The sequence below is a fragment of the Chryseobacterium sp. D764 genome, from assembly GCF_019317325.1.
In the GTDB taxonomy this organism is placed as follows: domain Bacteria; phylum Bacteroidota; class Bacteroidia; order Flavobacteriales; family Weeksellaceae; genus Chryseobacterium.
In genome coordinates this window covers 937,814-960,793 of sequence record NZ_CP079219.1, presented here as the reverse complement: position 1 = coordinate 960,793, position 22,980 = coordinate 937,814, and the positions used below count along the sequence as shown (strand labels likewise).

The window sequence follows — 22,980 nt, the reverse complement described above, 5'->3', positions numbered from 1 at the left end:
AAATATATGGAATACGGTCATCAAAACGGTGATGCTTTTCTGCTTTTTCATTGGGTAGGTATTTATCTTTTTCATTAGCACACCAAAAAGTGTGCTGTTCAGTGAGTGCAAATGTATAAAATAATTGTATAAACAGAAAGATAAATGATACGAAATTTGTTCTGATTATAAAATTTAAGTTATCTGAACTTCATTACCACAAAAGACACAAAAGTTTGTAACGTTTAAATTATTTTAGAACCAGGCTTTATGTATAATAAGTACACCTAAGTTTTGTGAAAATATTTGATTTTCATCTTAATATTATCTTTTCTTCGGCATTATTTAAAACTTACTTAAGTGTTTTCAAATAGTGCTTTTGTGACTTTTGTCGTTGGTAAAGTTTAGAAATGCCTACCTTTGAGGTTCTGATGTTTTCTATACATTAATCAATATTATCTTAAATGAAATTTTTATTGGATCTTTTATTTCGTGTTTTACAGCTTTTTGCAGAACCTTATTTCTTATTATTTCTTGCGGTAGTTATAATCGCTCTGCTGAAAAGAAAAAATAAACGCAAAAATCTGAGAATAGGAATTGGTGTATCGGTCGTTTTAATGATCATCTTTATAGGAAATGGCTTTTTGGGTAAATTAACTTCAGAATATCTGCAGAAAAGCTATATCCATACTTCTGCAATAAAGAATACCGCTTCTCAGAACCCCGTTATTGTTGTATTGGGTGGTGGAGTTGTAGATATTGACAATACTGAAAAACTGCATACGATGTCTTATTCAAGAATCGTCACAGCCTATCAATTGTATCAGGAATTCAAGAAAAAGAATATACCCTGCAAAATAGTGATTTCCGGAAAGGGCAGAGGACATACCAGTGAAGCGGAATTATTCAGTGAAAATTTCAAAAAAATGGGGGTGTCAGATTCTGATATTATTAAGGAAGATAAAAGCATGAATACCTATCAGAATGCAAAATTCTCAAGTCCGATAGTAAAAAAGATGGCTCCTGGAAGTGTTTATTTGGTTACTTCGGGTTTTCATATAAAGAGATCTGTTGCTCTGTTTCAGATATTTGGATTAAAGCCCATTCCGCAGGCATCAGATTTTATAGATACTGAAATAACGGTATTTCCTAACACTTATAATGCTGCGTTTACATTCGTCATGCTTAAGGAGATAGTGGGAATATGGCAGGTGCAATTATATAACAGTTTGGGAATAAATAAATAAATAAAATAGCTTTTATTTTACTTTCTTTAACTGTAAATACAGATGTTTTCTTCAAAACCTCCGAAAACATCACCTTTAAGCTAACTGTACAAAAAAGCGATTAAAAGCCCAAATAAGCCCTGTTTTTCAAGTTAGACACTATGCTATCTTACTAAAAATAGAGGGGGTATATGGGCAAAACGCGTTCAGCATAAAATATCGTAGTTATCTGATAATATTTGATTACTTTTTATTATAAATTGAAACCCGAACACTGGAAGATATTTTTTAATTCTACATAAAAAATACATTAAACTTGTGCCCATTAGGGTCTGCAAACACAAATCCATAATAATTTTCTCCAAAACTCTCAGGTTCCGAAACAATAGTTCCACCGGCTTTTTTTACTTCCTGAGCCCATTCATCTACCTGTTCTTTATTTTCTGCAGAGAGGGTGAAGATGATTTCGTTGGAACTTTGAGGATCCCCGAATTTCATGGGTTTTAAATTTCTCTCTATGATATTTTTTAAGAAAAAGTGAATAATAAATTCATTTCCAGCCATAAAAAAACTTACCAACTCATTAGAGCTGTGCGGATTATTGGGCTTGAATCCCAGCTCTGTATAAAATTTCTGTGTGCGTTCAAGGTCGGCTACTGCCAGATTGGCCCAGATCATTTTTGGTTTCATATTACTTATTTTTGGTAGGATAAAGGTACTCAGTTTCATGATCATAAAAACTGCCATGTGGCAAGATTTTGTATTTTTAGATCAAAGAGAGTAAAGAATTATTGAAGCATTATTTTTCTGACCATGAATTGGCGTACGGACAATATTTTGTTTGCACAACAGATCCGGATCAGACCAATCCAACAGTATACAGCACAGACCACGAAGTTTATTTTCAGGAAATCGAGAATGAAGGAAAGCTGGAAAATTTTCTGGACAGATTTATGACTAAAGAAGAGTTCTTAGAAACCGTTAAAGAATATCTGGAAGGAAAAATTAAAAAATAAAGGATTCTGGAGTGGTTAGTATTCTCTTTCAAATGGTGTAATAAATGTCCTATAATTTATATTATGTTAAATAGAATGTAGTATTTGCTTTTCAATTACCTTTATGATATTCAGTATCAGTTACAGGTTTTAACCACACTACTGCGCCTTTGCCATTATTTGAAATTGCCAAATGAACAAGATGACTGTTTGGACTTGCTCCATGCCAATGTTCAACATTTGGTGGACATTTTATAACATCGCCTTTATGCAATACTTTTTTCAATTGACCTTTTTCTTGATAATAACCAATACCTTCAGTTACAAGTATAATCTGCCCTCCAGGATGCAAATGCCACTTGGTTCTTGTTCCTGGTTCAAAAGTTACATTACCTATACTCATTTGCTCATCCTGGGCAAGCATTTGCAGCCAGACGTTACCTGTAAAATTTTTATTGGTAACTTTTTCACCTTTTGGAAAAATGTAAGTCCTTCCAACTTCTAATATAGACTTAGTACAACAGCTTGATAACAATAACACTGATAGAAATAATACAACTGCTTGTTTCATTTTATATTAGAGCTTTTATTGGTTATAAATTTTTTTCAAAGAATTCAGTTAGTTTATGCATTGCTTTTTCTACATATTCTAGTCTCCAATAAGTTTGGATATGCGTTGCACCGTCAATAATGAACAATTCTTTTTCTTTTGCATTTACCGCTTTTAGAAATGCTTCATCTGTCATATATTTTGTATCTGCTTTACTGCCAGTCATCATCAATAAAGGTTGATTGATCAAATCCATATTTTCTACAGCATCCCAGGTCATTAAATCCATTAAATTACTGGTCGGATATAAAAATGTTGAATTGGGATGTGCATTGGTTCTGTAGTAATAAATATATCCTTCACGATAAAGATCTTTACTGATCTTTTTAATTTCTTCATCGGTAATGCTTGCAACACCGGAATAAAGAATTTCACCACCTGCAGCTTCCTGTGCTCTTGCGTCAGAAGCTTGTTTCAATCGTTCCTGGATGGTTTTTAATCCCGAATTTTGAAATCCGTTTCTTCGTACTTCACCGGAGTTAAACATACTTAAAGTAGCAATCGCTTTAAATCTTTTGTCAGACTGAGTCGCCTTCAAAGTATAGCCACCGCCACCACAGATACCGAATGCGCCTATTCGATTGGTATCAACTCCGGGATATTGTGAAATAAAATCTGCCATTCCGTGAATGTCTTCTGTTCTATAAACAGGTTTATCTGTGTGACGAGGTTCTCCCCCACTTGCTCCCTGATAAGATGCATCTGCAGCAATTGTAATATAGCCTGCTTCCGCTAAGCGTTGTGCATAAAGTCCCGCAGTCTGTTCCTTAACACCTCCATTTGGGTGTGCGACAGTGATTGCTGCATATTTTTTTGAAGAGTCATAATTTGCAGGAGTATAAACATTGGCTGCAATTTCAATTCCATTCAATTTATACTTTACAGGATGAATATTTACTTTTCCTGTTACATTTTCTGTGATTGCACCATCATAAACCAATCCGAAAGGATTATTACGTTTGATTACTTCAATTTTTCCCATTTTTGATTGACTATTTTTTTTCGTTTGGGCATGAACGCTAACGCTTGTAGCAACCAAGATGAATGCTATTATTGATATTGTTATCTTTTTCATTTTTTTATTTTTATGGCTTATTTAGATTTATTTTTTAAAACCTGATTTAAAACCATTTTTGCTGCATTTGATTTTTCAATACTAATGGTAGAGCTGATAACAGGAACAAACTCGTTCAACTGCGGTGGTGACCAACCAACGTTTAGTGAAATGCCTAGATGAGATTGCAACATTGGTTCTGCATTACCAATAGCACTGATTACAGAAATCGTCACCAGTTCTCTTTGCGCATAAGTCAAAAGATCTCTCTCGAAAATATCAGCAAATAGATGTTCTTTTAGAAATGTATCTATTGTCGGTGCAAATGCTGAATAGCCCGAAAGTTTGTCTGGCTGTGGTGTTTGGGTAAGTTGAGCCAGAATTTCCTTTCCTCTTTCGTACTTGCTGTTGTCATTTGCAATAGTTGAAGCTTCTTTACCCACAGTATCATTAATTCCTTTTGCCTTCCTTTCATCAAGAACTTCCATAAAAGTCTGTAAACCTCTTATGCTTCTCGGAAAACCACAATAAGCATAAGTGTGTACCAAAATTTCTTTTATTTCATTGATTGTTAATCCTGAATCCAGACCTTTATTTAAACTTGCTTTTAATTCCTCTAATTTACCTTGTGCCGTAAATGAAGAAATGATGATGATGTTTTTATCTTTTTCGCTTAGCTGCGAATTGGAGCTTGTCATTTTTTGTGCGTTTATGGTATTTGTAAATAGTGAAACACACATTAATACTGCTATAAAACCCAAATATTTCAGTTGTCTCATTCTTTTTACTTTTAAAAATTATTATAATTATGCTATTTTGACATCCCGATTTTAGCCAGCCATTCTTTCACTTTCTTTTCCGTTTCAACTTTCTTCTTTCCTTCCATTACGAATAAAATTCCATCCCGTTCAACTCCTCCTTTAATCGTAAAACCTTCTAATATTCTGCTTTCAGGACTTAGCTTTTTCACAGTTTCAAAGCTGCTTCCAATCCCGTAGCCAGCATTGGTATTAAAAGGAATAATTGTTTTTCCTTTAAAATTATTCTGGCTTAAAAAACTTTTCATCGGAGGTGGTAACTGCATTCCCCAGGTTGGAAACCCTAAGAAGATCACGTCATATTTTTCAATATTTTCAATCTTTGTTTTAAGCGGAGGTAAAAAATTGGTTTCATTTTCTTTCGCTATCTGATCTACAATTGCTTTGTAATCTTTGGGATAAGGATTCTGTAATGCCAACTCAATTAAGGTTCCACCAATATTTTGATGAATGATGTCGGCAATTGTTTTTGTATTTTTTGTTCGTGATAAATAAACAATCAATACATTTTTGTCTTTCAACATTTCTTTTTTTTCAGATATTGATTTCTGAGCTTTTGAGCAAGATGATAATAGTAGAAGTACTGCACAAAGCCATACGCCAAAATTTTTCAACTTTTCCATATATCAATTATTGTTTAATCAATATTACTTATCCAAACCTTTCTCCTTCAGCCATTTTGATAATAGCTCTGCAACTTCTACATTATTCAAATCAGACATTAGAAAATGGGTATTCCCCTTAATGCCCAGTTCAGGGAGATGAACAATAGTAACATCTCCACCGTGACTATTGACGACTTTTGCCCATTGTCTTGCTGTCGTAAGAACGTTTTTCCAAAAATTTAATGATGCTGCATTAGTTTCTTCAGTTGGAATATAATCCCCATAGTAAACTACAATGGGAATTTTAGTCAGTTTCATAAATTCGTTCATCGGAACACCTTTTCCTCCTCGGTTTCCTTCAGGTTCTTCTCCTTCCGGAAAGGTGAATCCTCCGGGTTCATAGGCAACGACAGCTTTAATTTTTTCATTTTTAATGGCTGTTTTCCATCCAGGTGAGCCTCCTGCCGAATGTGTGAAAAGAATCCCGTTTCCGGATTTATCCATAACAGAAGACATTGCATTCATAATCGTTGCTTCATCTACATTTCCTGTATCCGGTGTCATCATACGGAAAAATTGATCCATAGAAATGCTGTCTTTTGGAAACTGAACGCCTTCATTGAATTTGGGATATAGACCAATTCGAAATTGGGTAAACCAAGTCTGGTCATCTGGCGTACCGCTAATTTGTCCTGGTTTTGTAGTTTGCCCGGCCTCTCCACGACCTGGTTGATCAACCAGATAGACACTATAACCTTTTCTTAAAAAAATATTGGCAAAACCTTCTCTTCCATCCGCTGTGGTCTGCCAGCTTCGTCTAGACTGTCCGTAACCGTGCAGGAAAATCATCGAAAGTTTTTTAGATTTGACAGGAATTTGGTAAAAAACATCAGCGTGATCTCCGTGTCTTGTTTGCCCTCCTTGAGACACATTCCATGGTTTTAACGGATCGAAAACGCCTTCACTTTTGATAACCGAACCTCCGGCTGAGAAATTGCCTTGTGACGCAATAGTAATTGGTTTTTGTGCCACCTTATTTTGTGCTTTAACAAAAAAATTGGAGACTAAAATTAAGGTGATTAAACTTATATATTTTATTGTCTTATTTTTCATTGCTAACCTATTCATTTGATCATATTTTTACTGATGAAATTGGATTACAAGTCCAATTTTCTTTCACTTAGCCATTTAACCATGTTGGGGTCTCTATGATCAAAAAACAAGCTGGATTCAGTGTCTAAAGTTGCGATAGCATCCATATCTTCAGAAGAAAGCTCAAAGTCAAAAATGTCAAAATTTTCAGCCATTCTTTCTTTTCTTACAGATTTTGGAATAACGATAACATTTCTACTCGTCAACCAGTTCAAAATGACCTGAGCTACAGATTTGTTATATTTTTCTGCGATCGTTTTTAAAACTTCATTATTAAAAATATCATTCTTTCCTTCTGCAAAAGGCCCCCAGGATTCAATCTGTACATTATTTTCAATTAGGAAATTTTGTGTTTCAACCTGTTGATGGAAAGGATGAGTCTCGATTTGATTGATTGCTGGTGTAAATCCACTGTTGGCAATCAAATCTGCGATCCTGTCAGGATGGAAATTAGAAACTCCTATAGCTCTTACTTTTCCTTGTTCATACAATTCCTGCATTGCTTTCCAAGATCCGAAAATATCTCCGTACGGCTGATGAATAAGGTATAAATCCAGATATTCCAACTGAAGTTTATTCAATGATGTTTCAAAAGCTTTTAAAGTTTTTTCATATCCTGTGTCTTGTACCCAAAGTTTTGTCGTGATAAATAAATCTTCTCTCGCAATTCCACTGTTTTTAATGGCATTACCAACCGCTTGTTCATTACCGTAAGATGCAGCAGTATCAATTAATCGATAGCCTGTATCAATTGCATCAATAACAGCTTTTTCACATTCTGCGGGATCCGGGACCTGAAATACTCCAAATCCTAAAACCGGCATTTCTATACTATTGTTCAATATTACTTTTTTCATTTTTTATCTTATTTATTTTTTTGTTTCGCAAAGAATAAAATTGGTTAATCAATTTGTTACTGCAAATTTCCAACTTATTGACAAGCCTGTTGGTAGATATATTACGGAACTTGTAACCAATATTACTGTTCTGGGGCATAATGTAAAAAAGCGGGTATTTTTATCTTTAGATTTGTATTACAAAATGATACCGTTATGAGCCAATCAATCTATTTTGAAACAGTAAACGATTATAATCAATTTAATAATCACGAGACCCTTCACCCTTTGGTAAGTGTAATAGATTTTTCGAAAGCACATAAAAGAACAGGATCTAAAATGTATTTTAATCTGTATTGCATTTTTTTAAAAGATGTAAAATGTGGTGATCTGAAATATGGTCGGGCAACTTATGACTATCAGGAAGGAACATTGGTTTTTGTTTCTCCGGGACAAGTTGTTGATGTAGAAAACAAAATTGATAAGTATCAGCCTTTGGGGCATGGATTAGTATTTCATCCGGATTTAATTAAAGGAACTTCTTTAGGTAAGGGCATCTCTGAATATGGATTTTTTGGTTACCAGACCAATGAAGCGCTGCATCTATCAGCAAAAGAACAACAAATGGTTTTGGAAATGTTTGCTGATATTCAATTTGAATTGAGCCGCCCAGTAGATAAACACAGTAAAAAAGTCATCACATCGAATATTGAACTTTTTCTTAATCACTGTGACCGCTTCTATGACCGTCAGTTTATCACCAGAGAAAATGTGAATAAAGGTATTTTAGAAAAATTTGAAGAATTACTAAACAGCTATTTTTCATCTGAGAAACCTAATACTATTGGGCTTCCATCTGTAGCATATTGTGCAGATGAATTACATTTTTCGCCTAACTATTTTGGAGATCTGATTAAGAAAGAAACAGGGAAAACTGCGCAGGAATACATACAGAATAAAATTATTGATATAGCCAAGCAAAGAGTATTCAATGTTGATAAATCTATTAGTCAGATTGCTTATGAATTGGGTTTTAAATATCCGCAGCATTTTATTCGATTATTCAAGCAGAGAACTGGTGTTACCCCTAATGAATTTCGGAATTTAAATTAAAATTTAATTAATTGTTTTTGAGATTTTGTATTGACTTCTTTATTTACTCTTTTATAATAATTAATTATTCTTTGAGTCAGAATTTCCATCACATATGAAATAAAATTATTCCTAATATTTTTTATATAATCGTTTTATGAGATTTTTATATTCATTTTAAACGTTATTTGTGGCTTTGTGATGGTGCAGCAATAAAATTCAAATCTTCAATTTTATACAAAAGTTGAATTGAAAAAATACCGTTGAACTTTGCAGTTTCGCACCACTATTGCAAAACCCTTGTTGAAGGAAGTTTTGTTATAATTAAATAATCATTGATAAGAAAAAAACTCCTACTGCCTCATTTTGTCTTATTTCTTTCATGGAGGCTAACACTACTTAAAAGTAATTGGTTTGTGATCAATAGGCACCGACAGAATAGAATAAGTTGTTGTTGTGCCAAATTTATTCAAGCGGTCCAGAACTAAAGTAATTTCTTGTGTAGATTTCAGAAACATATGTAAAAAGAAACAATATTCTCCTGTAGTATGTACCATTTTTACAATCCCTTCTATTTCTTCAGTTTCTTTCAAAAAGGACATAATCATAATATTGGGGTGTAATTTTATTGCAATTAAAACATTTTGTGTGTATTGCAGTTTTGTATATTCCACAACAGCAGTGTAGCCTTTTATTATCCCTGCTTCCTCCAGCTTTTTTATACGTTCTGCAACAGCCGGAGCTGTGAGTCCTATTTTTCTGCCTATTTCAGCATTGCTCGCTCTGGCGTTTAATTGTAGTTCGTTTAAAATTGCGTAGTGCAGTTTATCTAATTGCATATCGAAATAAAAATAATTAAAAAACATTGATTCGAAAGTTTGAAGCAGCTACTTCTATCAAAATGATAGCCCGATTTAAATGCCCCTGTCAGATCTTTGTAAAGATAAAAATTTAATACTGAAACATACCTATAAGAATATGAAAGATAAAGAATTACCTGGTGATGTTAGCTTGAATCATGGGATGGCTGTTATCAGCAGTACATTACGTATACATTACGCAGAAGCAGGAAATGGAGAGATTATAATTATTCTGATACATGGTTTTCCGCAGACATGGTGGGAATGGCGATTTGTAATACCTGTATTGGTTAATAAGGGATTTCGAGTTATTGCCTTGGATTACCGAGGAGCTGGAGATTCCTGGAAACCTGCGGGTGGATATGATAAACGCACTATGGCCAGTGATATTCACCACCTGTTAAAGGAACACCTTAAGATACAAACCCCTGTAGTCCTTATAGGACATGATATAGGTTTAATGATTGCGTATGCTTATGCACAAGAATACCGTACATCTGTATCTCAGCTGGTGGTAATAGATGCTCCTTTACCCGGCACAAAAATATTTGATAAAATAAGAACAGATCACAGGGTCTGGCATTTTGCATTCCATAACGTACACAACCTGCCTGAAATGCTTATTACTGGTCGTGAACGGGAATATTTACATTATTTTTTCAACTATCGTATTTATAATACAGCTGCCATTAATGAAACTGATATGGATGTTTTTAGTCAGGCATATTCTTCAGCCGGTGCTATGAAAGCCGGATTGGAAGTTTACCGGGCATTTGACCAAGATATACTGGACAATAAAGAAAGCTTGGCCAAAAATGGGAAACTAACTATTCCCGTTCTGGCAGTTGGAGGAGAAATAAGTACAAGTGGACCTTTTATGAAAGAAATGATGGAAGAAGTAGCCGAAAGGGTTACATCAGTACGCATTCCTAAAACAGCACATTGGGTAGCTGAAGAAAATCCGGAGGCATTTATAAAAGAACTCTTAACGTTTCTCGGTTAAATAATCATCACACGAATAAACTAAAAATCAATAATTTAATTTTAATATAGAAGTTTTCAAAGGTATTTCATGCTGCCTGATCGCCTTCTATAACTGATAATTATGAAAAATATAATATTCTCTTTTTTACTAATATATATGCAAAGTTTAACATTTGGACAGAAATTACGGGCCAGGGATATAGGAATTCCATTTAGCGGAACCGCTGGCACATTTAATTCTATAACAGACGTAAAGGGAGTTGAGGTAGGCTATAGTACAATTATTTCGGGAAAAGGTAAAAATACAATCGGGAAAGGACCTGTCCGGACAGGAGTTACAGCTATTTTACCAAGGGGCCGGAATAATAATCCTGTTTTTGCCAACTGGTACTCACTGAACGGGAATGGCGAAATGACAGGTACTACCTGGGTAACGGAATCCGGTTTTTTAGAAACCCCTATCATGATTACCAATACCAATAGTGTGGGAGTAGTGAGAGATGCAGTTCTCAAATGGTTTGTGAAGGAACATTGGTATAAAGAAGATTGGTGGTACACTTATCCTGTAGTGGCTGAAACGTATGATGGTTTTTTAAACGACATCTATGGTTTTCAGGTAAAAGAAAGTAATGTTTACGAGGCGTTAAATAGTGCGAAATCTGGTAAAATCCAGGAAGGAAATGTTGGCGGAGGAACCGGAATGATGTGCCTTGGTTTTAAAGGCGGAACCGGAACGGCATCAAGGATTGTGAAAACCGGAGATTCTATTTATACCGTTGGTGCTCTGGTACAGGCTAATTTTGGGAGAAAAGAATCCCTGAAGATCGCAGGTGTACCGGTAGGAAAAGAACTGGAGCATACAGTGGGCAGCGAATTAAAACTGCCTTCACAGTCTTACCGGCAGGAAGGTGACGGTTCCATTATTGTGGTCATTGCAACCGATGCGCCGTTATTACCCCATCAATTAAAACGTATTGCATCAAGAGTTCCTTTGGGAATCGGGAATGTAGGCGGCTATGGAATGAACAGTTCAGGGGACATTTTCATTGCTTTTTCAACAGCCAATCCCACAGCTTTCCAGAGGAAAGATTTTTCCACAGTGAAGGTGCTTCCCAATGATCTGATAGATCCTCTATTTGATGCAACTGTACAAGCCGTCGAAGAATCTATCATTAATGCCATGATCGCCGCCGAAACAATGGAAGGTGTCAATGGAAATAAATCGTATGCCCTTCCCCATCAGCCTGTGATCGATATCTTAAGGAAATATAAAAGAATACCATAAGAAGAAAAATTTATCTGCTTCAGTTTAATTTAATACTAACTCATTAAAATTTTTCTATGAAAAAACTATGGTTTCTAACATTTCTGACTGCTGCTTTTGCTGCAATGAATTCCTGCAGGGATGATCAATCTATTAATGTACCTGCCGAGCACCCGAATGCAAAAAAATATCAGCGTATCGTTGATCAGTTTATAGCGGCCGGTGCTGTGGGCGTTAACATTACAGTCATTTCTCCTGAAGGAATATGGAGCGGTTCAGGCGGACTAGCCGACAGGGAAAAAGGTATCAGGATGTCTGCTAATAACAGGCTCCGCATCGGAAGTATGACGAAAATGTTTGCCTCCACAACTATTCTGAAATTGCAGGAAGAAGGTCTCCTGAATATCAAGGATAAAATCAATAAATATCTTCCTTACACTATTACAGATCGTATTGCCAATGCCAATGAGGTAACGATTGAGCAGTGCCTTAATCACAGAGCGGGAATCCGGAATTATTTACAGGATATCGCCCCCGGTGTTTTTGACGGGAGTATTGTCAATTATTCCGCAGAGCAGACTCTTCAGCTGATCTATGATAAACCTGCCGACGATCCGGTTGGAAAGGGATATTATAGTAATTCCAATTATCTTCTGCTTTCCCTGGTTATAAAAAAAGTAACGGGAAAACCTTCCTATCAGGTAATTACCGAGAAAATAATCAACCCCCTGGGGCTGAAAAACACAATAGCAAGCACTCTGCTCCCCGATCAGCTCACCCGATCCTATTATGCTGAAACCGCTAATGAGGCATTGACTGAAGTAACGCATATAGATAATAACGGAATCGGTGGTGAAGGAGCAATTGACGGTGGAATGATTTCAACATCTTCTGATGTAGCTCAATTTTTGGAGACCCTGTTAACGAATAAAATACTTTCTCCTGCTTCAATGCAGCGGCTTCAGACTTTTGTAGATAATGATCCTGATCGCCTGGAACCAGACTTAAAATACAATAAACAATATGGATTGGGATTAATGAAACTGGATACCAACCAGGGAGTGGCCCTGGGCCATGACGGACACGTATTCGGCTTTGGCGGTAAATCCTATTATTTCCCAAAGCAAAAAGTAACGGTATGCATACTTCTCAACACATGGTCTCCAAAAGTAGTTGCATTACTTAATGCAAAAGAGACTTTCAACTTATTGTTCTGATCTTTATCAATCTGGAAGTAAAAAATTTGATTCAAAGGTTTTTCGGCCTTTATTCTTTAAAAAATAAAGCATTATTAATCAATTATAATATGATCTTTACTCCAACGGTAATGATTATCCGTTCGAATCAAATCTCCAAAAAAGATCAAAATACATGATAGAAAAAATAAGTAATTATTCATAAATCATATAAATTATAACTAATCTAAAATTTTAAAAATGAAAAAATCAGAAAACAGAAAGGTGCTCTCAAGAGAGTATTTAAAAAATGTAATGGGCAATGGAATGAATATCACTATCAAAGAATGTTCATATGAATGCTGCCCTCCTGCCGGGATCCCCCGGTGCCCAAGCCTTAGTGCATGCCCAGCAGTGGTATGTCCACAATAATTAACATATTTCTTAACCAAAAAATATTACAATGAAAAATTTAAAAAACCAAAAAAGCCTTTCCAGAGAACAATTGAAAAGCATTGCCGGAGGTAATGTACAAGGAGTCTGCAGACTTTCCAATGGTAGCTATGTGATAAGAGACTGTACATTAAAATGTCCAAACGGAGGATATCCTATCTGTCCTGCTTAAGGATTTAATTTTTATTTAAACTTCAGTCAGCCCGGATAAACAAATAATCTATCCGGGCTGATTATATATACACATTCTGCATATAGCTCTATTGAGTGGGTTTCTGTTTATAGCTTTTCTCATTATAATTCAGGACATCTGCAGTACTATTTGGCTCGCGATGTAATACTTGTGATATCTCGAATGTCTTATTTAAATAGATTCATGATTAATTCATGAATTGTATACATGTATATTGCATAACAAGCTACATTGTAATGCATAAAATAAAAAACATAAATATATGAAACGTCTGATCCATTTAATCATTGTACTGAGCGGAACAATTGTAACTGCACAAGAAAAAAAAGATACAGTAGCAACAAAGAAAATAAATGAAATTGTACTGAAAAAAAATAAATTCCAGAGAAAAAATGACCGGTTTATATATGATGTAGGAGCTTCCCCGGCAGCAAAAGGGACTACGGTCTTTAGTCTTTTAAAAGAAACTCCCCTGATTTCATCAATGGATGATAAAACTTTACGGATTGCCGGAAAATCAAATGCTGTAATATATATCAATGGTAAAAAAAATCAAATGGATGCTGATGCTCTGGCAGCCTTTTTAAAAAGTATGCCATCTGAAAGCATACAGAAAATAGAGATTATTACGATGCCCGGCAGCGAATTTCAAGTTGAATCTTCAGATGGGGTTATTAATATTATTCTAAAAAAGATAACAGAAAATGGCTTGAACGGAAGCTTAAGAATGAGCAATAATCAGGGATATTATAACAATCCGGGAATGGGATTTTCTATCAATTACAGAAAAAATAATCTCGGAATTAATTCAAGTTTTAATAGTAGTGAAAACACCAAACGGCAGTATTATATATTGGAAAATGGCAGCAATATAGCTTCAAATCGTTCGGAAGGAACCGTATCTATTCCGAACAAGGACTATGGAGGATATCTGAATATAGATTATGCTTTAAATGACAAAAGCAGCATTGCATTGAGCTATAACAACTGGTATAACAAAAATTTTACTTCGGTTACCAATTTATTTAACACTGTAAATGTATTAAATGATACCGTCTGGAAAACTTCTTACAACCGAAGCATAAATCATGAAAACGCTCAATCTTATAATAATTCTGTCAATTTAAACTATGAATTAAAAACGGATTCTATCGACAGTAAATTAAATCTAAATGCAGCCTATCTAAACTTCAGAAAAAAACAGAATGGCCTCAATACGACATCAGCATCAGATTCCAATGGAAATATGGGAGAAGATATAAGCCAGATTATTCAGGAAACACCACAGATTATTAACAGTTTTTCTGTAACGGTAGATTATTATAAGAAATTTAAAAATGATTTCACACTGTCTTTTGGAGGAAATTACAGCTATACGAAAACAGATAATGATACAGAAACAAGTCTATATCAATTGGCTACCGGTGTAGCAGTTAGAAATCCAAATCATTTTTTTTATCTGGAGAATATTTACGGAGGATATTTGACTGTTGAAAAAAAAGTAAACGATAAAATCTCTGCAAAAGCCGGAATCCGTTATGAATTAACACAAAATAAAGGAAACTCTTATAATGCTCAGGATGACAACTTAAAAAATCTTACGAGAAACTATCATAATATTTTACCTTACCTAAACCTGAACTACTCTATCAATAAAGATCATAATCTTTCATATTCTTTTTCAGGCCGTATGAAAAGACCTTCATTTTGGGAAGTAAACCCTGTAAGAACTTATTTAACGGAAACCAATTATGTTCAGAATAATCCGTTTATGAAAGCTTCCGCAGTTTATTCCCAGGAACTTAATTATATGTTCAAAAATTCATATTTTTTCATTGTCGGTCATAAATATTATAAAGATGTTATCCTGCAAATACCTTTGCAGGGAATAATTGAAAGTAACGGCAGCCATGTAAATGTATTAAGGTATATAAGAACCAATTTTGGCAACCGTCAAGAATTCAATTTTACAATCGGTTTCCAGAAATCATTTTTTAAACAGTATTGGAATACCAATGTAAGTATTGGTTTACAGCATAATATTAATGATGGAAGTATTGATACGGATCCGTTAACAGGTGAAAAGTTTCCGGCATATATTAATTCCAGAAAATCAAATGGAATAACAATTTCAACTAATAATAATATAAGACTTGATCAGGCTAAAACATGGTTTGCCAGTATTAACTATTGGTACGTTGGCAATTACCAGATAGAACTGGGCCAGTTAAGGCCTCTCGGCAGTTTGGAAATAGGGCTCAAAAAAATATGGAATGACTGGACCTTTGCAGCCACTGTTTATGATGTTTTAAATACCAATAGGGTTATAATTAATGATCCGCAACAAAACGGAAACTACAATTATATCAATATTTATAACTATCCACGTCAATTAAATATTTCTATCTCTTATAACTTCGGAAACAAAAAAATTGAAAAAATACGTGATTTCAATAATGCTTCTGATGAAATCAAAAACAGAACAAAATAATAAAATTGTTATGTTAATCTAAATGTAATTCAGATTTGATGAGAGTTGCTACTCAATTTTCTTTTTACAGTAAGCATTTGATTAGGGATGAATTATAACCGGAGAATTGTTTTCAGATTCCTGCCCTTGTTCAAGAGAAACCAATTTTCCACCTTTAAAAGTTAAAATATTTGTTATTGATCTATTTCCCATATTTAAACTTTCTCTATAGTATAAAGATTCTTTAATTTCTCCGGCTTCTTTATTTTCTGTAAATGAAGATTTATAGGGTTTTCCAAATTTTGATATAACCTGTTCTTTTGTCATTCCAATGCTCAATGATTCAGAGGTGAATTTACTTCTTGAAGAGCAGGAAATTAACATTATACCTGTTATAATTAATGCTAATAATTTAAACTTTAAAACATTCATATTGAATTATTTAGGCTGTACTACTGCGGGACATTGAAAATCGGAACATCGTGGTAATGAGCTATCATCAGAGCATTTGTAAGTGCATGGGAAGATAAATCTATTTCCTGAAATTTGTTTCAATCCTTCTCTGGAAAGAACTTTTCTGTTTACTGATTTTTTCACAAAACTTTGTATAGCTAAATTAATAAATTATTTCACTTTGACAAGAAAAAATAATTAATAGTAGTCGCTCATTATCAGTATTATACAGTATTGAAAAATGTTATTTTATATTAAATTAATTAAAATAAATATCTATTAAAAGTATTTTGCTTTCATTTATGCTGAATACTTTTATTATGATAAAAAAATGATCATTTTCGAGGCTGCTTTATTTCTTTATAATTTTTTAGTACTGGAAAGATTTATTTTGATCCTGTTGTCTAAAAATAAAAGGATTGCAGAAAGACAACACATGATGAGTGAATGCTCATAATGATGATACTCCTGATGTGCCATGTGAGTAGTAAAGGCACCAATCGCAAAGGGAAACAGGAATAATATGCCTATAGTTCTGAATTGAGACCTGTAGAGTCCCAGAATCACCAGAACAACTCCGATCACTTCGGCAATTCCGATGGCAAGAGTCCATGTTTTGTTAAAACCTAATGATTCCATGCTTTGCATCATCGCCGGACGTTGAAAAATTTTAAACAATGAGGATGGTACTATGATGTACAGGTATCCTATGTACAAAACCCAGTACAGAATGTTTTTAAAAGTTATTTTCATTGTTCAGCTATTAATAATCCACACTTACTGCAATCTCTTCGGTTAATGCTATACAATTCTGTAAATCAGCAATTTTAGCTTTCATAGTTTCGATAGTACCCGCTGTAAGAGGTAACCTGAAGGTTGGAACATCATTATTTACAGCCCTGATGATAGCCTGTGCAGCGGCAACAGGATTACCGGGTTGATTACCGTTGATCTTTTTTGTATTTATCCTTATATCCCCTAATTTTTCTGCATATAGAGGAAATTTGTTCCGGACATAATGCACAGATTCCCCAAAAAAATCGGTACGCAGAGCACCAGGCTCTACCAGCAACACTTTTATACCAAATTGTTTCACTTCCTGTTCAAGTGATTCACTCATTCCCTCAAGAGCAAATTTACTGGCTGCATAAATACCGTTCCCAATACCAGCAGTAATGCCAACCCTTGAAGAAAGCTGTACAATCACTCCCTGTCCCTTATTTCTCATATATGGAATGACGGCCTGGCAAAGTTTCCATACAGACATAAAATTGACATTGAATTGCCTGATAATCTCCTGTTCCTCAAACTCTTCAATCATTCCAAATACACCGAAACCCGCATTGTTTACCAAAACATCAATCTGACCGTATTGTTCAATGACCTCCTTAATAAGTGAATCAATATGATCTGTTTTGGCAAGATCAATAATAAAAGATTTTGCATTTACATTCTTGTCGAAGGTCTGCTGATCCTCCTCATTCCGCACAGTTCCTATAACAATATCCCCGGCATCAAGGATTTGTTTTGAAAGTTCTTTTCCCAATCCTTTGGAAACACCTGTAATTAGCCATACTTTTTGTCCCATTTTAATTTTGTTTTATATCTAGACAAAAATATTTTATACCTTTACCATAAACAAGTACCTACAAAATTGTATGTACCCACCCATGTATATGAGAAAAGAAAATTCAACAAATTTTTTAAACGAAACAGACCTTATTAAAAACTGCGGGATGTTCTATACCTTATCAGTTATCGGAGGTAGATGGAAAGTGGGCATACTGGCTTCGTTGCTGGATAATGATGAACTCCGTTATTCTGAAATAAAAGGGAGGCTGCATAACATTACCGAAAGAATGCTGATCAAACAGCTTAAAGAACTGCAGGATGAAGGACTTATCATCCGGAAAGATTATAAAGAAGTGCCTCCCCGGGTTCATTACAGCATCAGTGATAAAGGCAGAAGCCTTCAGGATGTGCTGATAACCCTAAGATACTGGGGGAAAAAATACAGAAATGAGTAGATAATAACTGTTAAACCTATCCCTTTTAGTTTGTTACAAGTTTGTTATTAATCTCAATGTGGTTGTAAACAATCCATCGTTTTAAATTTCCAACCATTCTTTTTAAATGATCTTCATTCAGGAAAATATTTGTCCAATATTCAAATCTGTCACACTGAACGCTTATGTAATAGGTCATAATTGCTAAACATGCGTAGGGTAAAAACTTTTTCTCTTCGCTACTAATTTTAGTTACAGTCTCGTAACCTTTTATGAAACTATCTGCTTTTACCTGATATTCCTCTTCGTTCAAATTGGTAGTAAATAGCTGAAACAGGAAATAAGAAATGTCAAAGCATAAATAACCGTTTCCACAAAAATCAAAGTCAAAAAATGTTATTTCCTTTTCATCGTCAATGTGCAAATTGTCAAACCAAACGTCAAGATGAACGGCTCCATATCTCATTTTCTGTTTGTCTGTATTTTCCATTTTTAGCATTAAAAAAGCAGAAAGGGTTTCTAAAAATTCAATTTCAGCAACATTTTTACTATAGAATTCTTTTGTTTTTAAGACAGGGTTCTTAAGCAGGTTTTGAACATTGTAAGACATTCTCATCAGTTCAATATTTTCTGTGGACTGATGAACTTTTGCTAATGCCTGTCCAATTAGAAAACTTGTTTGGGATGAAAATTTTGCTGTCTTTATGCCTTTAGCATACGAAAATAAAACGCCCAATCTCTTTCCTTCCGGAGCATCAATTTCTTGAATAAATTTGTTCGATTGATCAGCTATTGGAAAAGCAACTTGTCGGTCTGCTTCTTTTAGCAGGATTAAAAGTCTTAATTCTTCCTCAATTTCTAATTTTGTCCGCCAGTTATGGGTGTACACTCTAAAAACGTATTTGTTTTCATCATCATGAACAATGTATAAATGATTCATAGCAAGCCGAAATATGCTGCATTCCGTTTTGTCAATTAGTCCATAATTTCGTTGAATAAATTTGCCGAGCACATTTGGTGAAAGTGTACTGTTTATTGTGGGGAATTTCTCTGTCATCAATTCTTAGTGAGTCGTTGGTTATTCTTCTTAGTTGACACAAATATAACACACTTAAAATTAAAGCTCCAAAGTACAAAGACCTTGGAGCTTAATTGATAGAGGTAACCTTTCGGCTGATCTATTATTTCTTAATTATTTTACTGAAAATAGTTTCGCCTTTTAATAGATAATTCCCTGAGGGATATCCGGTAAGATCGATCGTGTTTTTTCCTTTTATAAACGTCACATTTTTAATGAGTTTGCCGTTGATATCATATAAAGAAACATTTTCATTTACAGCTGCCTCCACTGTTATCACTCCTGTTGTTGGATTGGGATAAGCTGGAGTTTTTAGTTTTTTTGAAACTTCTGCTGTTGATAAGTAGCATCCCGGGTTATAAGTGTCTCCAACAATAGTAAAGCCTCTGTTAACCAATTGAGCTCTTGCCATAATGGCCTGCGGTGTAGAATAGATCAGCCCTGTTGCATCTATACTTCCAGATGTTAATGTTGTGTTCGCCCATGTAGGATTATTATTGAGAGCAATTAGAAAATTATTATAGTTTGTACATGATAAACCGGAATTTTTTAATCCGAAAGCGATTGATCCTCCGAAGAAATTCTGAAGTCGGATATTCCAGCCGGAAAGATCCTGATCAAAAAGTACAGCACCATTAAACATGTTAAAACCTGAATAATAACTAACCTTGGCTACATTCCAGTTTCCAATCGGCTGGTTGAATGAGACTGCATTTTCAAACATATGTTCAAAATCTGTTACTTTAGCGGTGTTCCAGTTATTAAGAGGTTGATTAAATGCTGCTGCATTAGAGAATACATAGCGAAAATTGACACCATTTGATGTATTCCATGAATTTAATGGCTGGTTAAAAGCTACTGCATCTTTGAACATTGCAGAGAAATTAGTTCCGGATGCAGTATTCCAGGCGGAAATATTCTGATTAAAAGCAGAGGCAAAAGAAAACATTCCATTAAAATCTTTTACATTCGCTGTATTCCAGCTTCCAATATTCTGGTTAAATAGCTTTGCTCTGCTAAACATATTACTCATATTAGTAATTGTACTTGTATTCCAACTTGAAAATGAATTATTTCCGATCAAAGATGAACAATTATAGAACATTTCCGATAAATTGTTTATTTGTGTTAGATTGGGAATGTCTGCAGCAGTTACATTAAGATTTGGACAGCCCGCAAATCCCTGATTAAATTGCTGAAGCCAAATGATGTCTCCCCACTGACTGATTTCGGTGAGTTCCAGATTAGCATTAGGATCAATAAAGTTTGTACTGGCCCTGAACCCGTAAAATAGCCCGTTGCCATTGTATACTTTCAATTTGTAGGTTGCCTGGATAGGGTTTGTATGTAATGAAGGTCCAAAAAGAATGGTAATCGGATTGGTGCTATTGGATGTAACAGAATTAAGGACTCCATTATGTTGTGGGTATCCCACTTCTTCCCAGCTAATGGTATAATTGGTTCCTGTACCGCCAAAAGATATTGCATGGTCAATGGTACCATTTACATTAGGTTTCCATAAAGTAATAAATTCAGTCTGTGCATAAGAACAGAAAAATAGAAATAGAAAAATGATTACTAGTTGTTTTTTGTGCATAATTTAAAAAATAGTTGTTAAAAAAGTTAATTTTGGATTAGTAGGACAATAATTTCCCGGGATTCTTTATCTTATCTCTAACATAAAGATATAGACGCGCAGCGTCAAAACATGTCGTATTAAAATTTTATTACTTTTTTTTAATATTTTTTTGATTAATTAGCCTTATAAAAAACCACAAAAAATATGCAGCTATCATTGAATGACAACTGCAGAAATGAGATTATTTATATTGTTATTTTCATACCTGCTGAAATATTAATTCCAGGGATAAACGGTTGTCTTTATAGGCTAAACGTACATTCAGTAATGAAATGCCGGCATAGGAAGCTCAGGATTGATATTCTTTCAATCAAAAGATCTCAAAATAAAAATAAATGATTGATTGTAAGTGTGATACGTTGCTTTTATTTTCTGTTTGGGATATAAAAAAAATCCGCTCTGAAAAGAGCGGAATGATTTTTAATGTCTATTCTTGCAGATTAGCAAGTAGAACCACACTCAAGTAATTTGATGTGAATTACACCATTTACAACACATTGTGTTTGGCATAAAGCGTTAGTTACGACAGTGCTTACACCGCCAACTACACCACCAACAGTAGATCCTACGCCAGTAACTACACCACCTACGATAGTACCTACTCCGCCTACTACTCCACCAACTACACCTCCTAGTCCACCTAGTAAAGTACCGATTGGATCTAGTAATCCATTACCTGAAATAGCTTTTAATTCGTTTCTGTCTAATTTTTTTAAGTTTTTCATAACTATAATTTTATATGATTATTACATCACGAATATATGAATAATAATAGTACAATTGCAAATTATTTTCAATAAATTAATTATATGTTTTTATTATTTAATATTTCATTAATATATGTGTTTTTTAGTATAAATATGATTTTCACTTATATGTGATTGATTTACTAAATGTTAAAAATAATAACTCAATTTATGAAATTTAGAGTTATTATTTATGCACTAAATTCTATTTATTGATGATTATTGTTTAAACTATGTAAGGCCTTCTATATTTGTTCAGAAATCAATTTTCAGCATGCGGAAATTAAATATCCAGGCATGAAAATTTACCCGTTTTAGTAAAAATGGAGACCTTAGTGGTGAAATTTCCTTATATCTTATAGTAAAACCTGCTTCGGTGGTTGGTAACGCATTCAAATTTTGTATTTTTGCTTACATATTTTTATCAATGTCAATTTTTTCAAATAATATACGCTTCTTAAGAGCCAGGAGAAAGCTTTCCCAACAAAATGTAGCTGATGAACTGATGATTTCCAGAGTTCGCTATTCAAAATATGAAAACGGAATATCTGAACCTCCTATCGAACTTCTTATAAAAATCTCTAAATATTTTCATGTAAGCATTGATCTTATGCTGTCCGTAGATATCCAGAAGTACCCTATGGATGATATGCTGAAATTGCCTGACAACAGAATTGTTCTTCCTGTGGCAGTAGATACCCATGGAAATGATACAATAGAAATTATCCCTCAAAAAGCTTCTATGGGATATCTGGAAGGTTACAGTGATGTAGATTATATTGAGAGCCTTCAGCGTATCGCTCTTCCCTTTCTTACTAATGGAAAATACAGGGCATTCCCTGCAGATGGAGATTCTATGCCTCCATTCAGAAACGGGTCTTATATTGTAGGAAAATATGTGGAAGGAATCAATGATTTGAAACAGGGAAAAACCTATGTTTTTGTAACATTGAATGACGGGATTACCTATAAACGTTTTAAGGAAAGAAAAGAAAATGCAATCTGTGTAAGTGCTGACAATTCTTTTTATGAGTCTTATGAGATTCCGTTTGAGGAAGTTGTAGAAATCTGGCAGTATGCTTCAGGAATTTTCCCGGAAGATTTTGAGCCTGGTGACTATGAAAGTTATAATTTTAAAGAAATGTTCCGCGAACTGAGACAGGACATCAGGGATCTTGATAAAAAGGTTTCTGGTCGCCGCCGAAAACAGTCTTAGTATTCATACCAACGTATTATATATTGTATACTCCTGATTTTATAAACCAGGAGCATATTATAATGTATATGATCCT

The 22,980-nt window shown here is 34.3% G+C and carries 25 protein-coding genes; 11 read left to right on the top strand and 14 right to left on the bottom strand.

The annotated features are described in order from the left end of the window. The first annotated feature begins 443 nt into the window (after window positions 1-443). Window positions 444-1,226, top strand: coding sequence for a YdcF family protein (locus KYG33_RS04250; protein WP_180563811.1), 783 nt, complete (start codon window positions 444-446; stop codon window positions 1,224-1,226). 273 nt (window positions 1,227-1,499) lie between these two features. Here the strand turns inward: KYG33_RS04250 and KYG33_RS04245 are convergent, their stop codons facing one another. Continuing rightward, the gene (locus tag KYG33_RS04245) at window positions 1,500-1,895 is read right to left on the bottom strand and encodes a VOC family protein (protein ID WP_219072742.1); all 396 of its coding nucleotides are present in this window, start codon (window positions 1,893-1,895) and stop codon (window positions 1,500-1,502) included. Between the two features lie 101 nt (window positions 1,896-1,996). On the opposite strand from KYG33_RS04245, the gene KYG33_RS04240 reads away from it, so the two are divergent. Then, window positions 1,997-2,221, top strand: a complete 225-nt coding sequence (locus tag KYG33_RS04240; protein WP_219072741.1) for a hypothetical protein — start codon at window positions 1,997-1,999, stop codon at window positions 2,219-2,221. A 91-nt stretch (window positions 2,222-2,312) separates the two neighbouring features. On the opposite strand, the gene KYG33_RS04235 is transcribed toward KYG33_RS04240, so the two are convergent. The 6 genes from KYG33_RS04235 to KYG33_RS04210 all read right to left on the bottom strand — a co-directional run bounded on the left by KYG33_RS04235 (window position 2,313) and on the right by KYG33_RS04210 (window position 7,296). Continuing rightward, window positions 2,313-2,771: a cupin domain-containing protein gene (locus KYG33_RS04235; protein WP_219072740.1), complete on the bottom strand. Its 459-nt coding sequence runs from the start codon at window positions 2,769-2,771 to the stop codon at window positions 2,313-2,315. A 22-nt stretch (window positions 2,772-2,793) separates the two neighbouring features. Next, window positions 2,794-3,885, bottom strand: coding sequence for an alpha/beta hydrolase (locus tag KYG33_RS04230; RefSeq protein ID WP_077417186.1), 1,092 nt, complete (start codon window positions 3,883-3,885; stop codon window positions 2,794-2,796). Window positions 3,886-3,902: 17 nt separating this feature from the next. Beyond that, window positions 3,903-4,643 carry a carboxymuconolactone decarboxylase family protein gene (locus tag KYG33_RS04225; RefSeq protein WP_077417188.1) on the bottom strand — a complete coding sequence of 247 codons (741 nt, stop codon included), beginning with the start codon at window positions 4,641-4,643 and terminating at the stop codon, window positions 3,903-3,905. A gap of 32 nt (window positions 4,644-4,675) precedes the next feature. Next, a complete protein-coding gene (locus tag KYG33_RS04220; protein ID WP_077417190.1) occupies window positions 4,676-5,305 on the bottom strand; it encodes a flavodoxin in 630 nt (209 codons plus the stop codon). Window positions 5,306-5,329: 24 nt separating this feature from the next. Continuing rightward, window positions 5,330-6,319: an alpha/beta hydrolase gene (locus tag KYG33_RS04215; protein ID WP_257468917.1), complete on the bottom strand. Its 990-nt coding sequence runs from the start codon at window positions 6,317-6,319 to the stop codon at window positions 5,330-5,332. Window positions 6,320-6,444: 125 nt separating this feature from the next. Next, a complete protein-coding gene (locus KYG33_RS04210; RefSeq protein WP_077417194.1) occupies window positions 6,445-7,296 on the bottom strand; it encodes an aldo/keto reductase in 852 nt (283 codons plus the stop codon). Window positions 7,297-7,491: 195 nt separating this feature from the next. Here KYG33_RS04210 and KYG33_RS04205 point away from each other — a divergent pair, with 195 nt between their 5' ends. Then, complete coding sequence (locus KYG33_RS04205) at window positions 7,492-8,388, top strand: helix-turn-helix domain-containing protein (RefSeq protein ID WP_077417196.1); 897 nt, start codon at window positions 7,492-7,494, stop codon at window positions 8,386-8,388. Between the two features lie 374 nt (window positions 8,389-8,762). Here KYG33_RS04205 and KYG33_RS04200 read toward each other — a convergent pair whose 3' ends face one another. Further along, window positions 8,763-9,206: an Lrp/AsnC family transcriptional regulator gene (locus tag KYG33_RS04200; protein WP_180563806.1), complete on the bottom strand. Its 444-nt coding sequence runs from the start codon at window positions 9,204-9,206 to the stop codon at window positions 8,763-8,765. 139 nt (window positions 9,207-9,345) lie between these two features. On the opposite strand from KYG33_RS04200, the gene KYG33_RS04195 reads away from it, so the two are divergent. From KYG33_RS04195 to KYG33_RS04170, 6 genes are all read left to right on the top strand, one after another. After that, window positions 9,346-10,230, top strand: coding sequence for an alpha/beta fold hydrolase (locus KYG33_RS04195; protein WP_219072739.1), 885 nt, complete (start codon window positions 9,346-9,348; stop codon window positions 10,228-10,230). Between the two features lie 138 nt (window positions 10,231-10,368). Then, window positions 10,369-11,496 (top strand): P1 family peptidase, encoded by a 1,128-nt coding sequence (locus KYG33_RS04190; RefSeq protein WP_228408830.1) that lies wholly within the window; start codon window positions 10,369-10,371, stop codon window positions 11,494-11,496. 56 nt (window positions 11,497-11,552) lie between these two features. Beyond that, window positions 11,553-12,692, top strand: coding sequence for a serine hydrolase domain-containing protein (locus KYG33_RS04185; RefSeq protein ID WP_219072738.1), 1,140 nt, complete (start codon window positions 11,553-11,555; stop codon window positions 12,690-12,692). A gap of 219 nt (window positions 12,693-12,911) precedes the next feature. Beyond that, window positions 12,912-13,082 (top strand): hypothetical protein, encoded by a 171-nt coding sequence (locus KYG33_RS04180; RefSeq protein ID WP_175627251.1) that lies wholly within the window; start codon window positions 12,912-12,914, stop codon window positions 13,080-13,082. 31 nt (window positions 13,083-13,113) lie between these two features. Next, window positions 13,114-13,275, top strand: a complete 162-nt coding sequence (locus KYG33_RS04175; protein ID WP_175627252.1) for a hypothetical protein — start codon at window positions 13,114-13,116, stop codon at window positions 13,273-13,275. Between the two features lie 283 nt (window positions 13,276-13,558). Beyond that, window positions 13,559-15,787 (top strand): TonB-dependent receptor domain-containing protein, encoded by a 2,229-nt coding sequence (locus tag KYG33_RS04170; RefSeq protein ID WP_219072737.1) that lies wholly within the window; start codon window positions 13,559-13,561, stop codon window positions 15,785-15,787. 81 nt (window positions 15,788-15,868) lie between these two features. Here the strand turns inward: KYG33_RS04170 and KYG33_RS04165 are convergent, their stop codons facing one another. The 3 genes from KYG33_RS04165 to KYG33_RS04155 form a co-directional block, all read right to left on the bottom strand. Continuing rightward, window positions 15,869-16,198, bottom strand: coding sequence for a DUF2845 domain-containing protein (locus KYG33_RS04165; protein WP_077417206.1), 330 nt, complete (start codon window positions 16,196-16,198; stop codon window positions 15,869-15,871). 381 nt (window positions 16,199-16,579) lie between these two features. Then, the gene (locus KYG33_RS04160; RefSeq protein WP_219072736.1) at window positions 16,580-16,972 is read right to left on the bottom strand and encodes a DoxX family protein; all 393 of its coding nucleotides are present in this window, start codon (window positions 16,970-16,972) and stop codon (window positions 16,580-16,582) included. A gap of 10 nt (window positions 16,973-16,982) precedes the next feature. Next, window positions 16,983-17,807 (bottom strand): SDR family NAD(P)-dependent oxidoreductase, encoded by an 825-nt coding sequence (locus KYG33_RS04155; RefSeq protein WP_077417210.1) that lies wholly within the window; start codon window positions 17,805-17,807, stop codon window positions 16,983-16,985. 88 nt (window positions 17,808-17,895) lie between these two features. On the opposite strand from KYG33_RS04155, the gene KYG33_RS04150 reads away from it, so the two are divergent. After that, the gene (locus tag KYG33_RS04150; RefSeq protein WP_077417212.1) at window positions 17,896-18,246 is read left to right on the top strand and encodes a winged helix-turn-helix transcriptional regulator; all 351 of its coding nucleotides are present in this window, start codon (window positions 17,896-17,898) and stop codon (window positions 18,244-18,246) included. 25 nt (window positions 18,247-18,271) lie between these two features. On the opposite strand, the gene KYG33_RS04145 is transcribed toward KYG33_RS04150, so the two are convergent. The 3 genes from KYG33_RS04145 to KYG33_RS04135 form a co-directional block, all read right to left on the bottom strand. Continuing rightward, the gene (locus KYG33_RS04145; RefSeq protein WP_180565741.1) at window positions 18,272-19,282 is read right to left on the bottom strand and encodes a phosphotransferase; all 1,011 of its coding nucleotides are present in this window, start codon (window positions 19,280-19,282) and stop codon (window positions 18,272-18,274) included. 124 nt (window positions 19,283-19,406) lie between these two features. Then, window positions 19,407-20,900 carry a BspA family leucine-rich repeat surface protein gene (locus KYG33_RS04140; RefSeq protein WP_077417216.1) on the bottom strand — a complete coding sequence of 498 codons (1,494 nt, stop codon included), beginning with the start codon at window positions 20,898-20,900 and terminating at the stop codon, window positions 19,407-19,409. Between the two features lie 482 nt (window positions 20,901-21,382). Further along, window positions 21,383-21,667 carry a bacteriocin-like protein gene (locus KYG33_RS04135; RefSeq protein WP_047374658.1) on the bottom strand — a complete coding sequence of 95 codons (285 nt, stop codon included), beginning with the start codon at window positions 21,665-21,667 and terminating at the stop codon, window positions 21,383-21,385. 448 nt (window positions 21,668-22,115) lie between these two features. Between KYG33_RS04135 and KYG33_RS04130 the strand changes: the two genes are divergently transcribed. Next, the gene (locus tag KYG33_RS04130; protein WP_180563800.1) at window positions 22,116-22,904 is read left to right on the top strand and encodes a LexA family transcriptional regulator; all 789 of its coding nucleotides are present in this window, start codon (window positions 22,116-22,118) and stop codon (window positions 22,902-22,904) included. Window positions 22,905-22,980: the final 76 nt, after the last annotated feature.